Origin of the sequence: Streptomyces sp. TS71-3, from assembly GCF_018327685.1 — a bacterium.
Lineage (GTDB): Bacteria > Actinomycetota > Actinomycetes > Streptomycetales > Streptomycetaceae > Streptomyces.
In genome coordinates this window covers 2,151,463-2,166,001 of record NZ_BNEL01000003.1, presented here as the reverse complement: position 1 = coordinate 2,166,001, position 14,539 = coordinate 2,151,463, and the positions used below count along the sequence as shown (strand labels likewise).

The following is a 14,539-nucleotide window of genomic DNA, read 5'->3' as shown; positions in this document are numbered from 1 at the left end:
TCCGGCCGCCACGCGGGCACCGTCGCGCTGCTGCTCGGCTATGCGGGACTGCGGCGTCGGACGTCATCTCCTCACGACCGCGGCCCCCTACCGCATTCCGACTCAGGCATGCACGCGGCGCCTCTTCGCCGGTGGGCGGCGAGAGCTCACCTGCCCTGAAGGGCCCGCCGCCAGGCGCCGTCGGCGAGCAATCGCAGCCCGTTGAGGCCGACGATGACGGTGGAGCCTTCGTGGCCGGCGACGCCCAGCGGTAGGGGCAGGATGCCGGCCAGGTCCCAGATGACCAGGCCGGCGATGAACACCGCGGCAATCGCGAGGTTCTGCACCACGAGACGGCGGGTTCGGCGGGAGAGGCCGACGACAGCCGGAATGGCGGCGAGTTCGTCGCGGACGACGACGGCGTCAGCGGTCTCCAGAGCGAGGTCGGAGCCGGCGCGCCCCATGGCGATGCCGATGTGGGCGGCGGCAAGCGCGGGGGCGTCGTTGACGCCGTCGCCGACCACGAGCACCTTCCGCCCGGTTTCCTGCATCTGCCTGACCGTGGCGGCCTTGTCCTGCGGCAGCAGGCCGGCGCGCACGTCGGTGATGCAGACGTCACCGGCCAGCCGCGCCGCGGCACCCGGGTTGTCACCGGTGACGAGCACCGGGGCCGCGCCCGTGAGCACGCCCAGTGCGGTGACTGCCGCCTTGGCCTCCGGCCGGAGCCGGTCGGAGATGACGAGAACTCCGCCCGGGGCACCGTCCACCATCACCACGACGGCAGTGAGTCCGTCCGCCGCCAACGCAGCGGCCAGGCTTGTGGCCTCCGCGGCGCACCTCTGCTCACCCAGGCTCGCGAGCAGCCGCTCCGGGCTGCCCACCGCGACGGGGTGATGGTCGACGGTCGCACACACGCCGGCGCCGGGAGCGGACGAGAAATCCACCGCCGCGGGGAGGTCGAGACCGCGGGCCCGGGCCGCAGCGACGACCGCGCGGGCCAACGGGTGCTCGCTGGGGTGCTCGGCAGCCGCAGCGAGGCGCAGTAGTCCGTCCTCGGAGAGGCCGGAGCCCGCCAGCGGCCGGATGCCGGTCACCTCTGGCGTGCCCTCGGTCAGCGTGCCGGTCTTGTCGAGGGCCACCTGGTCGACCTGGCTCAGCCGTTCCATGACAACGGCGGACTTCACCAGCACCCCGTGCCGGCCGGCATTGGCGATCGCCGACAGCAGCGGCGGCATGGTCGCCAGCACCACGGCACAGGGAGACGCCACGATCATGAAGGTCATCGCCCGCAGCAACGTGGGCTGCAACGCCGCGCCGAACAGCAGCGGCACCGCGAACAGCGCCACGGTGGCGGCCACCATGCCCAGGCTGTAACGCTGCTCCACCTTCTCGATGAACAACTGCGTCGGCGCCTTCGTCCCGGACGCCTCCTCGACCATGGCCACGATCCTCGCGACGACCGAGTCCGACGGATCCCGCTCGACCTTCACCCGCAGGACACCGGTGCCGTTCAACGTACCGGCGAACACCTCGTCTCCAGGCTCCTTGACCACCGGCAAGGGCTCCCCGGTGATGGTGGCCTGGTCCACCTCGCTGGCCCCGTCCAACACCCGCCCGTCGGCCCCGACGCGCTCACCGGGGCGTACCAGGATCGTGTCGCCCACCGCCAGGTCGGCGCCGGGCACGGCCTCCTCCGCACCGTCGTCCGTGACCCTGTTCGCTGTCCCGGGGGCCAGATCCAGCAGCCCTCGCACCGAATCGGCCGTCCGCGCGGTGGCGATGGCCTCCAGCGCGCCCGAGGTGGCGAAGATGACGATCAGCAACGCGCCGTCAAAAACCTGACCGATCGCGGCGGCCCCCAGGGCTGCGACCACCATCAGCAGATCCACGTCGAGAGTCCGCTCCCCCAGTGCCCGCAACCCGGCCCAGCCGGGCTCCCACCCACCGGTCACGTAGGTGAGGGCGAACAACGGGCCCCACGCCCAGGCAGGCGCGCCGAGCAGGTACAGGGGCAGCGCGAGGAGGAACAGCAGCAACGCGGCTGCCGCCCAGCGCGACTCGGGCAGCGCGAAGATCCGTGTACGACGACGCCGGGGCAGCGCGTCACGGACCGCGTCCGCATCAGGTGCCGGGCCGGTGATGGTGGACGACATCGACACGATGCCCTTCTCTGCGGGAGCCGCTCCGATCGCTCCCACCATACAGGAACACATGAAGATGAATTCATGCATTGCATCGGGTCGATACCATAGAGGGCATGGGTCACGGAGTCAGCAACGCCGCCAGTTCCATCCCGCGCGCCCCACTGGACGCGGCCACCGCCGGCAAGATCGCCACCACCCTGCAGGCCCTGGCCACCCCGTCCCGGCTGCTGATCCTCGCCCGACTGCGCCAAGGACCGCTACCCGCCACCGAACTGGCCGCCGAGGTAGGCATGGAGCAGTCCGCCTGTTCCCACCAGCTCCGCCTGCTACGCAACCTCGGCCTCGTCACAGGCACCCGCAAGGGCCGCTCCGTGATGTACGCCCTGTACGACAACCACGTCGCCGAACTACTGGATCAGGCCTTTTACCACATCGAGCATCTCCAGATGGGCCTGACCGACACCCGGCCGGACACCCCCGTGAGCGAGCATCCGATCAACACCACCCGGTAGGACACCACAGGCCGCCACGCCCAGGGATGCGGGCCCTCCGGCCGCTCGCCGGGCAGAGGTGCCGATCGGTCCGACTGCCGACGCAGGGAAACGTCAAGCATGGGGCGGCAGGTGACCGACTTCGTGATCGGCCACGTTCAGCGCTTCGCCGACAAGGCGTCGCAGGTGTCCGTGCCGCAGCCCGTAGACGACCCTGCGCCCTTCCTTGCGCGTGGTCACCAGCCCGGCGAGCCGCAGCCGGGCCAGGTGCTGGCTGACCGACGTCCTGGTCGCGCCACCCGCGGCTTCGGTCAGTGTGGTGACGTCGGCTTCGCCCTCACCCAGGCGCCGCAGGAGCGCCAGCCGGGTGCGGTCGGCCATCAGCCCCAGCACCTCTACCGCGACCGCGAGGCGTTCGCCGTCGCCTGACTGTTGCTCATCGTGCGCACTTGACAAGTGCATGCGTGCATCCATACGCACATAATGGTTTGATGAACCCCGGAAGTCCAGCCCGACCGACAAGCCGGAAGGTGGCCGCTGTGAGCGACACGCCCCACCACGAGCCGCACAGCCACGACCACCCCCACGATCACGACCAGGGCACGGGCGACGGCGGCGACGGCCGGCCCGCGCGCAAGGCCGCGCACAGCCACGGCGGAGCCGCCTCCCGCGGCCACACCCACGACGAGGCCCCCACCGCCGCGGACCCCGGCCACAGCCACGATCACGGCGACGGCGGGCACGACCACGATCATGACCACGCGCACGGGTCGGGGTGGTGGTCGAATCTGCGGCACCAGGTCTCGCACTTCGTCACCCCGCACAGCCACGAGGCGATGGACAAGGTCGACTCCGCGCTGGAGACCTCACGCGAGGGCCTGCGGACCCTGTGGATCTCGCTGGGCATCCTCGGCCTGACCACCGTGATCCAGGCGGTCATCGTCACGATCTCCGGTTCCGTGGCGCTGCTGGGCGACACCATCCACAACGCCGCCGACACGCTGACCGCCGTACCGCTGGGCATCGCGTTCCTGCTCGGCCGCAAAGCCGCCACCCGCCGCTACACCTACGGCTACGGCCGCGCCGAAGACCTCGCCGGCATCGCCATCGTGCTCACCATCGCCGCCTCCTCCGCGCTGGCCGCCTACGAAGCCGTCGACCGCCTCTTGAACCCCCGCGACGTCACCCACCTGTGGGCCGTCGCCATCGCCGCCGTCGTCGGGTTCATCGGCAACGAATGGGTCGCCCGCTACCGCATCCGCACCGGCCGCAAGATCGGCTCCGCCGCCCTGGTCGCCGACGGCCTGCACGCCCGCACAGACGGCTTCACGTCCCTCGCGGTCCTCCTCGGCGCCGGCGGCGTCGCCATCGGCTGGCGCTGGGCCGACCCCGTCATCGGCCTGCTCATCACCGCCGCCATCCTGATGGTCCTCAAGGACGCTGCCCGGGAGGTGTACCGGCGCCTGATGGACTCCGTCGACCCCAAGCTGATCGACAGCGCCGAGACCGCGCTGCGCAACGTCGACGGCGTCCAGGACATCAGTCAGGTCCGCATGCGCTGGATCGGCCACGCCCTGCGCGCCGAGACCGACATCATCGTCGACCCCCACCTGACCATCGAGGCCGCCCACTCCATCGCCGCCGAAGCAGAACACGCCCTCATCCACGCGGTCCCCCGCCTGACCGCCGCCACCGTCCACACCGACCCCGGGCTCGCATCGGGCAGGTCCGACCCTCACGCGGCACTCAGACACCACCTCCACTGAGCAGGCGGGGTACAGCTCCGGCCCTCACCGGCAGCCGATCAGGATGAGCAAGGGCCATCCGTGCCCAGGAACCGTGGAAGAAGTCCGCATGTTGGGGGACGGATCCCGACGATCGCACCCACACCCCCACGAAGACGGCTTAAAGCGATCGACGAGTAGTGAGGCCGAGCGTCGAGTCCTGACGACAGATACCAACTCACACCGAGCCACCTCTGCGCCCGCACCACGTCCGGCCGACTCCGGCTCGCCTCAAGCCCCGACTTCGCCGGGTACCTGAACGCCCTGGGACTCATACGCGAATGGGAAAGCCGCGCGCAGGAACCGCGGCCTATTCATCAGGCGTCGGGTGTCGCTGCGGCCGTCTCCAACGTCTGTGCGCAGATCGGCACCCTGCCGTTCTTCCGGCTTCATGCCGTACCGACCCCGACCGTCGAAGCCCACCGAGAGCTCCTCGCCAGCCTGTGTCCACTCGACAACTGACCCCTCTCCTCGGTATGCGGGCGGCCGCCAGGACTCTTTCACAACCTCGCTCCCGGGTCGACGGGGGTGAGTCGCGATCTTCCCTCCACGATCAACGTGGCACAAACCCGCAGGTCAGCGCCCTGCGCACGACCAGCCATGTTTTGTGACTCCTGCGGGGGACTCGAACCTGCGGCCAAGAACATTCCGCACCTCCCCATGACGGCAGTCGGCGGCGGAAGGCTGTATGGCGGATGGCCAGCTTGGCAGCCATCATCGGGTGCTCGAGGGGCCTTCTAATTGTCCAGCCAGGCCCGCGGTGCTGGTCTCCTAGCCGAGGTACTGGGTGACCCCACGCGGGAGGAAAACACCGTGTCCCGCACGGCCCTTGAACTCCCGCTGGTCGATGACGAGTTCCCCGCGGGAGATGACCGTCTCGACGCGGCCGGTGACCCGCTTGCCCTCGTAGGCCGAGTAGTCGACGTTCATGTGATGGGTCTCCGCGGACATCACCTGCTCGGCCACCGGGTCGTAGATGACCACATCAGCGTCCGCGCCCGGCGCGATCGTGCCCTTCCTGCCGTACAGGCCGAACATCCGCGCAGGGGCCGCGCAGGCGATCTCGATCCAGCGGCGGCGGCTGATGTGCCCGTCGACGACGGCCTGGTGGAGGAGGTCCATGCGGTTCTCCACGCCCGGCATCCCGTTCGGGATCTTGGAGAAGTCGCCCCGGCCCAGATCCTTCTGGCCGGTGAAGCAGAACGGGCAGTGGTCGGTGGAGACGACCTGGAGATCGTTCGTGCGCAGCCCCCGCCACAGCGCCGCCTGGTGCTCCCGCGGCCTGAGCGGCGTCGAGCACACGTACTTCGCCCCCTCGAAGTCGGGCTCCGCGAGGTTGTCCGTGGACAGGAAGAGGTACTGCGGGCAGGTCTCCCCGAACACCGGCAGACCCTCGTCACGCGCCCTCGCCAGCTCCGCCACCGCCTCCTGCGCCGAGACGTGCACCACGTACACCGGCGCCCCCGCCACCTGCGCCAGCTTGATCACCCGGTGCGTCGCCTCCGCCTCCAGCAGCGCCTTGCGCACCTCACCGTGGAAGCGCGGATCCGTCTCACCACGGGCGAGGGCCTGCTCCACCAGGACGTCGATGGCGAGCCCGTTCTCCGCGTGCGTCATGATCAGCCCGCCGTTGCCCGCGGCACGCTGCATCGCGCGGAGGATCTGGCCGTCGTCACTGAAGAAGACCCCAGGATAGGCGGTAAACAATTTGAATGATGAAATACCTTCTCCGACCAGGAGATCCATCTCTTTCAGGGACGACTCGTTGACGTCCGCCAGGATCATGTGGAAGCCGTAGTCGATGGCGCACTTGCCGTCCGCCTTCGCGTGCCACGTGTCAAGTCCCTCGCGCAGGGAGTGCCCCCGGCTCTGCACCGCGAAGTCGACGATGGTCGTGGTGCCGCCCCAGGCCGCGGCGCGGGTGCCGGTCTCGAAGGTGTCGGACGCGTAGGTGCCCCCGAAGGGCATCTCCATGTGGGTGTGGGCGTCGACGCCGCCCGGGATGACGTACTTGCCGGTGGCGTCCAGGGTGCGCTCGGCACGCCAGCCCTCGGCGACGTCCGTGCCGCTCGCGGCGAGCGCGACGACGCGGCCTTCGTCTATGAGTACGTCCGCGTGGGTCTCTTCGGCGGCGGTGACGACCAGCCCGCCGCGGATCAGGGTACGGGTCATGGGTGCTCCCTGGGTGAGGGGTGCTGCCTGCTGCCTGGGCGTGTGCTGGGGGTACGGCGAGGTGTCCGCCGCGCGCTGCCGGTTCCGTTCCGCGGGGTCCGTTCCGCGGGGCCGTTCGGTCGTGGAGGCCGCCGGCCGAGCAGGGGCCCTCGTCGGGCCCCCACACGGCGCGGGGTCAGCCGTCGCGGAGGGCGCGCACCAGGATCTCCGCGCCCTCCTCCGCCTCCGCCTCCGTCAGCGACAGCGGCGGGGCGATGCGCAGCACGCTGGTGTTGTGCCCGCCGCCCTTGCCGATCAGCAGGCCGCCCTCGCGGGCCGCTTCGAGGGCAGCGGACGCGGCGTCCGGGTCGGCGGCGTCCGTGCCGGGCCGCACCAGTTCGATGCCCACCATCAGCCCGCGCCCGCGCACCTCGCGTACCCCGGGCAGGTCGGCGAGGCCGGTGCGGAGGCGCGTGATGAGCTGCTCGCCGATCCGTTTGGCGTTGGCCTGGAGGTCGTGGTCGAGCAGGTAGCCGAGGTTGGCGAGGCCGGCGGCCATGGTGACGGGGGAGCCGCCGAAGGTGGAGATGGAGTTGGAGTCGAGGCAGTTCATGATCTCGGCGCGCGCCACCACGCCGCCGATGGACATGCCGTTGCCGATGCCCTTGGCGAAGGTGAGGATGTCCGGAGGGCCCGAGGCGGCGTGCGCCTGCCAGCCCCAGAAGTGGTCGCCGGTGCGGCCCCAGCCGGTCTGCACCTCGTCGGTGATCCACAGGATGCCGTGCCGGTCGAGCACCTCGCGGAAGGCGGCGAAGAGGCCGTCCGGCGGGGCGGTGAAGCCGCCGACGCCCTGGACGGGCTCGGCGATCAGGGCGGCCACTCCCCCGCGGGTCTGCCCGAGCACGTCCTCCAGGTCGGCGACGCAGGCCGCGGTGAAGGCGGCGTCGGACAGGTGGGCGTAGGGGCCCCTGCTGCGCACTCCACCGTGCACGTAGAGGGTCTGGAGCGGGGAGAGGCTGGTCGGGGACCAGCCGCGGTTGCCGGTGATGCCGACCGCGCCGAAGGAGCGGCCGTGGTAGCTGTTGCGCATCGCCAGGATCTGGTTGGAGCGCCGGTACCCGGTGGCGAGCAGCAGCGCCGTGTCGTTCGCCTCGGTGCCCGAGGTGGTGAAGAACACCCGGGCGTCCGGGATGCCGGACAGCTCGGCCACCTTCTCGGCCAGCTCGACCATCGGCCGGTTGAGGTAGAGCGTGGAGGAGTGGACGATCCGGCCGGCCTGCTCGCTGACGGCCTTGGTGACCTCGGGCAGGGCGTGCGCCGTCATGGTGGTGAGGATGCCGCCGAAGAAGTCCAGGTACCGCCTGCCCTCGGCGTCCCAGACGTGCCGGCCCTCGCCGTGGGTGATCTCCAGCGGGTCCGCGTAGTAGAGGGCGACCCAGTCCGGGATGACCGCCCTGTGTCGTCGATGCAGCTCGTTCATGGCCGTACCAGCCCTTCGTAGGCGTCGGGGCGCCGGTCGCGGTAGAACGCCCACTGCTGGCGTACCTCGTCGATCAGCCCGAAGTCGAGATCGCGGACGAGGAGTTCCTCGCTCTTGTCGTCGGCGACGTCGCCCACGAACTGGCCCCGGGGGTCGACGAAGTAGCTCGTGCCGTAGAAGTCGTTGTCGCCGTACTCCTCCTGGCCGACGCGGTTGATGGCGGCGATGAAGTACTCGTTGGCCACGGCCGCGGCGGGCTGTTCGAGCTGCCACAGGTAGGCGGACAGGCCGCGGGAGGTGGCGGACGGGTTGTAGACGAGCTGGGCGCCTGCCAGGCCGAGGGCCCGCCAGCCCTCGGGGAAGTGGCGGTCGTAGCAGATGTTGACGCCCACCTTGCCGACGGCCGTGTCGAACACGGGCCAGCCGGTGTTGCCCGGCTTGAAGTAGTACTTCTCCCAGAAGCCCTTGACCTGCGGGATGTGGTGCTTGCGGTAGATGCCGAGGACGCTGCCGTCGGCGTCGATCACGGCCGCGGTGTTGTAGTAGAAACCGGACTGCTCGATCTCGAAGACCGGGGCGACGATCACCATGCCGGTCTCGCGGGCCAGCGCCTGCATGCGGCGGACGGTCGGCCCGTCCGGCACGGGCTCGGCCCAGCGGTAGTGCTCCGGCTCCTGCACCTGGCAGAAGTACGGGGCGTTGAAGACCTCCTGGAAGCCGATGATCCGCGCACCCTGGCGCGCCGCCTCGCGGGCGTGTTCCTCGTGTTTGGCGATCATGGATTCGGTGTCGCCCGTCCAGGTCGCCTGGACCAGGGCGGCACGTACGACAGTGGCCATGAGCTGCTCCTTCGACGAGACGTCAGAGCCGAGACGTCAGAGCATGGCGGTGTCCCCCACTCCCGTGAGGCAGCGGGGAAGCGTCTACGCCTGTAGAGGCAGGGTAGAGGGTCGAACGTAAACCCCATGCTCAGACGGGGCAAGACCATCGCCGTGAACCGGCCGGGTCGATCACGATTCACACCCGTGCGGGTGACGGCGGGGTGCGCCGGCGCGGGGCTTCGCCCCGGCCCACCTGGGGGCGTCCTGTATGTGGGGCTGCGCCCCGGCTCGCCCTTGGGCGCCTCTACATGGGACTGCGCCCCGGCCTGCCCAGGAGCGCGCCCCGCATGTGGGGCTGCGCCCCGGCCTACCCAGGGGCGCGGGGTGGGGGTACCTCCCACGTCCTCAAGGCAGTGAGGGAGCGATAAGCCACGACGACACCGTCAGGTCGTCACCTTCCCAAGGGGGCAGTCTCTGCCGCATCCGGACCACCGGTCGGTGGCTGGTTGCTCGCGTCCACGCGGCGGAGCCGCAAATCGACACAGTCCCGCGCCCCTTCAGGACGGCGCCTCGCCCTGATCAAGGGGCGCGGGTCAACCCGTGAGGCCCGCCACGCGGAGAGCGTGCACCAGGTCGCGGTGGCAGGCGTCCGAGACCGCCTCCGCGGCCTTCGACAGGAGCGGAACCAAGCGGCCCGGGGCACCTTGGGCGCACCGCGCCGCATCCTCCGGGCTCCGCACCCGGACACAGGCGTCGAGCAGCGCACGGGCCTCACGGTCGCGCCCCTCGTCGAGCAGCGCGAGCATGGCGTCGCCGACCTCGCCGGGCGAGCGTGTCACGCCCTGCCGCAGCAGGCTGCCGCCGTCGTCGGCGAGGCCGCCCGCGATGAGCGTGTCGGCGAGGGCGACCAGGCGGCCGATGGGCAGCGAGGCTGCCTCCCAGAGCAGGGTGGACCAGTCGGCCGTGAGCCCGGCGCGGCCCAGCTCCCGGGCGAGCAGCGGAAACCGCCCGACCGGCCAGAAGGCCAGGTCGACCAGCACCATGTGGGCCTCGCCGCCCCGGCCCTCGGCACGCAGCCGGTGGAGCGCGGCGACGGTCTCGGCGACCTCCCGCTCCTCCTGGCTCTCGGCAGCGGCACCCGGCGCGGGCCGGGACGCGGGCTGCGGCGCGGGCCGAGGCGCCGCCTGGGGCGCCGGCTGCGGGCTGCCCGCGAACCTGGCGCCACGGGGCGCCCCAGCCGCCGGCGGCTCCACCGTGGGCACCCCGGCCGGCCGCCCGGCGTCCGTGTCGTCCTCGGGGCTGCCGGCGAACCGCGCGCCACGCGGCCGCTCCCGGAGCGGGGGCGCTGCGGCAGCGGCGCGTGGAGGGCCCGCGGCACCCGCCGCGCCCCCGGGACCACCGGGACCACCGGGACCACCGGGACCACCGGGACCACCGGGACCACCGGGACCACCGGAAGCCATGCCCCCAGGGCCACCGTAATCCGCCTCGCCCGCGGGACCTCCCCGGTCCGTCTCCACCCTCCGCCCATGCGGTCCCGGGGGGCCGGACACCCCGTCCTCCCCCATGCCGCCGGGGGCGTCCAGGCGTGCGATGCGGGCGCGGAGTTCCGTGCAGCGTGCGCTGGCGCGTGCCTGGTCGTCCAGGGTCCAGGCCAGCTCGCGCCGGAGCGCTTCGGCACCGTTGAGGTCCGCGTCCCGGAGCCGCTGGGTGAGGTCGGCGCCGCGCGCGCCGGCGCGGCGCTGCTCGTCGAGCATCATGTCGAGCCGGTCGCCGAGGCGGTCGCGGCCGCCGGGCAGCGCGTCGTGGGCGGCGATCGAGGCGGTGTGCAGCGCCCGCGCATGCGCCGTCTGCTGCGCGGCGAACTCGGCGCCGCGGCTCGCGGCGAGGTCCTGGAGCAGGGCCTCCACCACGTCCCAGGGCGGCACCTCATGCCCGTCGAGGCAGACCTGCATCCCCTCCGGGTCCCGGCCCCAGAAAACCGCGCACCACCCGGAGCGCTGGTCGAGGTACGACAGCAACGTGTCCAGGTAGGCGGCGAACTCCCTCACCTGATGCGGGAGTCGATCCACAGACGTCACGACCGCCTCCGTCGACGAACCCAAAGGCAGGGGTAGCCAACACCCCTCATGTTACGAACACGCTACGCGCGTCTTTCGGCCAGGGCTCCGACACCGACGTGAATGCGCGGAAACGACTATCCGGCCATGCGCACGGGCAAGGGCAGGGAAAGTGGCTCAGGCACCAGGGCGCAGCGGGCCGCCAGCTCGTCCATCGACAGCCCGAGCACCGCGGTGAGGGCGGCGATGGTGAAGAAGGCGGGCGTGGGGGCGCGGCCGGTCTCGATCTTGCGCAGGGTCTCCGCGGAGATCCCCGCACGGGCGGCGACCTCCACCATGCTGCGCTCACCGCGTGCGGCACGCAGCAGCCGGCCGAGACGCTCGCCGCGCTCGCGCTCCTCGGGGGTCAGGGGGGTTCGCACCATGGGGGCAGTGTAGCCGCAGCACCCCATTTCAATACCGGTATAGTAATTGGCATGGTGGAACTGAAGACAGCCGCGTCCATCGACGCGATGCGCGAGGCCGGCCGGGTCGTCGCCCAGGCCCTGACGGCGGTACGGGAGTCGGCGGCGGTGGGCGTCTCCCTGTTGGAGCTCGACACGATCGCGCACGACGTGCTGCGCGCCGCGGGCGCCACGTCCCCCTTCCTGGGCTACCGCCCGAGCTTCGCGCCCACGGCGTACCCGGCGGTCCTGTGCACGTCCGTCAACGACGCGATCGTGCACGGCATCCCGACGGACTACCGGCTGCGCGACGGCGACCTGCTCTCGGCGGACTTCGGCGCGGAGTTGGACGGCTGGGTCGGCGACTCGGCGGTGAGCATGATCGTGGGCAGCCCGCGCCCCGCGGACGAGCGGCTCATCCGGACGGCCGAGCGCGCCCTGGAGGCGGGCATCGCGGCGGCGGTGGTGGGCAACCGCATCGGCGACATCTCGCACGCCGTCGGCACGGTCTGCCGCGCCGCCGGCTACGGCGTGCCGCACGGCTTCGGCGGCCACGGCGTCGGCCGCCGGATGCACGAGGACCCGGACGTCCCGAACGAGGGCAGGCCCGGCCGCGGCTTCCCGCTCCGCGAGGGCATGGTCCTGGCGATAGAGCCCATGCTGATCGCGAGCGGCCGCGACGGCTACCACCCCGCCCCGGACGGCTGGACCCTCGTCACGGACGACGGTTCCCGAGCGGCCCACGCGGAGCACACGGTGGCCATCACGGAGGCGGGCCCGCGCATCCTGACGGCGCTGTAAGCGATCCGGCCCACGGCCGGCATCGACCGCATCTGCCCCTCTACGAGGGCCGCGACCTGACGGCACATCGTGGTTGCTCGCGCAGTTCCCCGCACCCCTCAGAGGACGGGGCTGCGCCCCAGCCCACTCAGGGGGCGCGGGCGGCGGTTCGGACACGGCAGAGACTGCCCCTTCGGCCCGGTGGCGACTCGACGGTTGCGTCGTGGCTGGTCAGCACGGTTCCCCGCGCCCCTCATCGGGGCGCAGCCCCGCCCTGTAGGGACGCGGGGAACTGCGCGAGCAACCCCCACCGGCAGATGGTCAGGACACAGCCGCAACCACCCCGCCCGAACGGCGATCGGGGCGCAGCCCCGCCAAAAAGGGGCGCGGGGGAACTGCGCGAACACCCCCCAGCGGCAAGTGGCCGGAAGCCGACCGGAACACCCACCGGGCACCAGGCGGCGTGCGCGCACAGACCTCCGCGCCCCGTGAGGAACCGCGACGACCCGGCGAGGTCAGGGTGCCGGCAAGACCACCGCCGCAGCCCCGCCGCCCCGGCGAGTCGGTTCGGCGGCGGCAAGCCACCGCCCGTCTGCCAGCCGCTGCACCCCCGTAGCGGCACCTATCTCCGGATTCTGGGTGAACTTGTGCCCGAGCGCCTCCAGCGCCGCCCGCTCCGGGCTGTTCCACAGACCGGGCTCCAACTCGGTGGTGGCGGCGTTGCGCTGGCTGGCCCGCGGCGCGGCGATCGCGTCGTCCAGCGGCAGGCCCCGGTCGAGGAACCCGATCAGGGTTTGCAGCACGGTCGTGACGATGGTGGCGCCGCCCGGCGAGCCGAGCGCGACCACGGGCCGGTGGTGCCGGTCGAGCACGATGGTCGGGGAGATCGACGAGCGCGGGCGCTTGCCGGGGCCGGGCAGGTTGGGGTCGGGCACCGCGGGGTTCGCCGGGGCGAAGTCGAAGTCGGTCAGCTCGTTGTTGAGCAGGAACCCCCGGCCGGGCACCGCGATGGCACTGCCGCCGGTCTGCTCTATCGTCAGCGTGTAGGAGACGACGTTGCCCCACTTGTCGGCCACCGTCAGGTGGGTGGTGTTCTGTCCCTCGTAGCCGGTCGGGGCGGCCTTGCCCCCGTTCGCGCAGTCCGCCGGGTGGCGCGGGTCACCGGGCGCCAGGGGGCTGGTGAGCACCGCGTCGTCCTTGATGAGGCAGGCGCGCGAGTCGGCGAACCGCTGCGAGAGCAGTTGCTTGGTGGGTACGTCCTCGACGGCGGGGTCGCCCACCCAGCGCCCGCGGTCCGCGAACGCGATCCGGCTGGCCTCGATGTAGTGGTGCAGGTACTGCGTCTCGGACAGCTTGGAGAGGTCGGTGTCCTCAAGGATGTTGAGCGCTTCGCCGACGGTGGTGCCGCCCGAGGACGAGGGCGCGATCGAGTAGACGTCGAGTCCCCGGTAGCCGGTCTCGGTGGGTGCCTGCACCTTGGCGCGGTAGTCCGCGAGGTCACGCACGGACAGGTCGCCGGAGCGCACCACCCGGTCGGAGGCCGGGTCGACCGGCGGCTTGTTCACCGCCCGGACGATGTCCCTGCCCAGGTCGCCGTCGTAGAGGAGGCCGGTGCCCTTGCGGCCCAGCTCCTCGTAGGTGCGGGCGAGGTCGGGGTTCTTGAGGGTGCTGCCGACCGCGGGGAGTTGGCCGCCGGGCAGGAAGAGCCCCGCGGTGGCGGGGAAGTCCTTGAAGCGGTCCTCGTTGCCCTCGGTCTGGGTGCGGAAGGTCTGGTCGACGGTGAAGCCGTCCCTGGCGAGGCGCTCGCCCGGCTTCAGCACGCTGCCCAGGTTCCTGGTGCCCCACCGGTCGAGCGCCGTCTGCCAGGTCGCGGCGGTGCCCGGAGTGCCGATGCTCAGGCCGCTGGTGACCGCGTCGGCGAACGGCAGCGGCTTGCCGTCCTCCAGGAAGAGTCCCTTGTCGGCGGTGCGCGGCGCGGTCTCCCGGCCGTCGATGGTCTGCACGCGGTGGGTGCGCGCGTCGTAGTACACGAAGTAGCCGCCCCCGCCGATGCCGGCCGAGTAGGGCTCGGTGACGCCGAGGGCGGCGGCGGTCGCGACCGCGGCGTCGACCGCGTTGCCGCCCTTGCGCAGGATCTCGATGCCGGCCGCGGTGGCGTCCGCGTCCACGCTGGAGACCGCGCCGCCGTAGCCGACGGCGACCGGTTGCTTGGCCGTTGCCGCGGACGCCGCGGGGCTCGACGGAGGTGCTGAGGACGGTGGTGGCGCGGCGGCCCCGACGGCAAAGGCAGCAGCCAGAGCAGTCAGGATCGAAAGATTCCGTGCAACCGGGCGACGCATACACACCTCCACAGGGCAACAGTGCGCGCAGCGTAACCCTCTGCCCATGCTCATGCCAGGAGCCCTC

Annotated in this window: 11 protein-coding genes; 3 read left to right on the top strand and 8 right to left on the bottom strand. The window is 71.8% G+C overall.

Translation table 11 applies throughout. From position 1 onward, the window contains the following. Positions 1-146: 146 nt before the first annotated feature. Positions 147-2,132 carry a heavy metal translocating P-type ATPase gene (locus Sm713_RS33310; protein ID WP_212915022.1) on the bottom strand — a complete coding sequence of 662 codons (1,986 nt, stop codon included), beginning with the start codon at positions 2,130-2,132 and terminating at the stop codon, positions 147-149. Between the two features lie 104 nt (positions 2,133-2,236). Between Sm713_RS33310 and Sm713_RS33305 the strand changes: the two genes are divergently transcribed. Continuing rightward, on the top strand, positions 2,237-2,635 hold the full coding sequence (locus tag Sm713_RS33305) for a metalloregulator ArsR/SmtB family transcription factor (RefSeq protein ID WP_212913676.1): 399 nt from the start codon (positions 2,237-2,239) through the stop codon (positions 2,633-2,635). A gap of 93 nt (positions 2,636-2,728) precedes the next feature. On the opposite strand, the gene Sm713_RS33300 is transcribed toward Sm713_RS33305, so the two are convergent. Beyond that, positions 2,729-3,088, bottom strand: a complete 360-nt coding sequence (locus Sm713_RS33300) for a metalloregulator ArsR/SmtB family transcription factor (RefSeq protein ID WP_212913675.1) — start codon at positions 3,086-3,088, stop codon at positions 2,729-2,731. A gap of 65 nt (positions 3,089-3,153) precedes the next feature. On the opposite strand from Sm713_RS33300, the gene Sm713_RS33295 reads away from it, so the two are divergent. Next, positions 3,154-4,380, top strand: coding sequence for a cation diffusion facilitator family transporter (locus Sm713_RS33295; protein ID WP_249416860.1), 1,227 nt, complete (start codon positions 3,154-3,156; stop codon positions 4,378-4,380). A gap of 789 nt (positions 4,381-5,169) precedes the next feature. Here Sm713_RS33295 and hydA read toward each other — a convergent pair. From hydA to Sm713_RS33270, 5 genes are all read right to left on the bottom strand, one after another. Next, a complete protein-coding gene (gene hydA, locus Sm713_RS33290) occupies positions 5,170-6,570 on the bottom strand; it encodes a dihydropyrimidinase (RefSeq protein WP_212913674.1) in 1,401 nt (466 codons plus the stop codon). Between the two features lie 175 nt (positions 6,571-6,745). Then, complete coding sequence (locus Sm713_RS33285; protein ID WP_212913673.1) at positions 6,746-8,029, bottom strand: aspartate aminotransferase family protein; 1,284 nt, start codon at positions 8,027-8,029, stop codon at positions 6,746-6,748. Continuing rightward, positions 8,026-8,868: a nitrilase-related carbon-nitrogen hydrolase gene (locus Sm713_RS33280; protein WP_212913672.1), complete on the bottom strand. Its 843-nt coding sequence runs from the start codon at positions 8,866-8,868 to the stop codon at positions 8,026-8,028. The genes Sm713_RS33285 and Sm713_RS33280 overlap by 4 nt, the downstream gene beginning before the upstream one ends. A gap of 575 nt (positions 8,869-9,443) precedes the next feature. Next, entirely contained in the window at positions 9,444-10,931 is a 1,488-nt protein-coding gene (locus tag Sm713_RS33275) for a hypothetical protein (RefSeq protein ID WP_308293205.1), read from the bottom strand. A 116-nt stretch (positions 10,932-11,047) separates the two neighbouring features. Further along, a complete protein-coding gene (locus tag Sm713_RS33270; RefSeq protein WP_212913671.1) occupies positions 11,048-11,335 on the bottom strand; it encodes a helix-turn-helix domain-containing protein in 288 nt (95 codons plus the stop codon). Between the two features lie 51 nt (positions 11,336-11,386). On the opposite strand from Sm713_RS33270, the gene map reads away from it, so the two are divergent. Continuing rightward, positions 11,387-12,154, top strand: coding sequence for a type I methionyl aminopeptidase (map, locus tag Sm713_RS33265; RefSeq protein WP_212913670.1), 768 nt, complete (start codon positions 11,387-11,389; stop codon positions 12,152-12,154). A 494-nt stretch (positions 12,155-12,648) separates the two neighbouring features. Here the strand turns inward: map and ggt are convergent, their stop codons facing one another. Next, positions 12,649-14,472 (bottom strand): gamma-glutamyltransferase, encoded by a 1,824-nt coding sequence (ggt, locus tag Sm713_RS33260; protein ID WP_212913669.1) that lies wholly within the window; start codon positions 14,470-14,472, stop codon positions 12,649-12,651. Between the last annotated feature and the right edge of the window lie 67 nt (positions 14,473-14,539).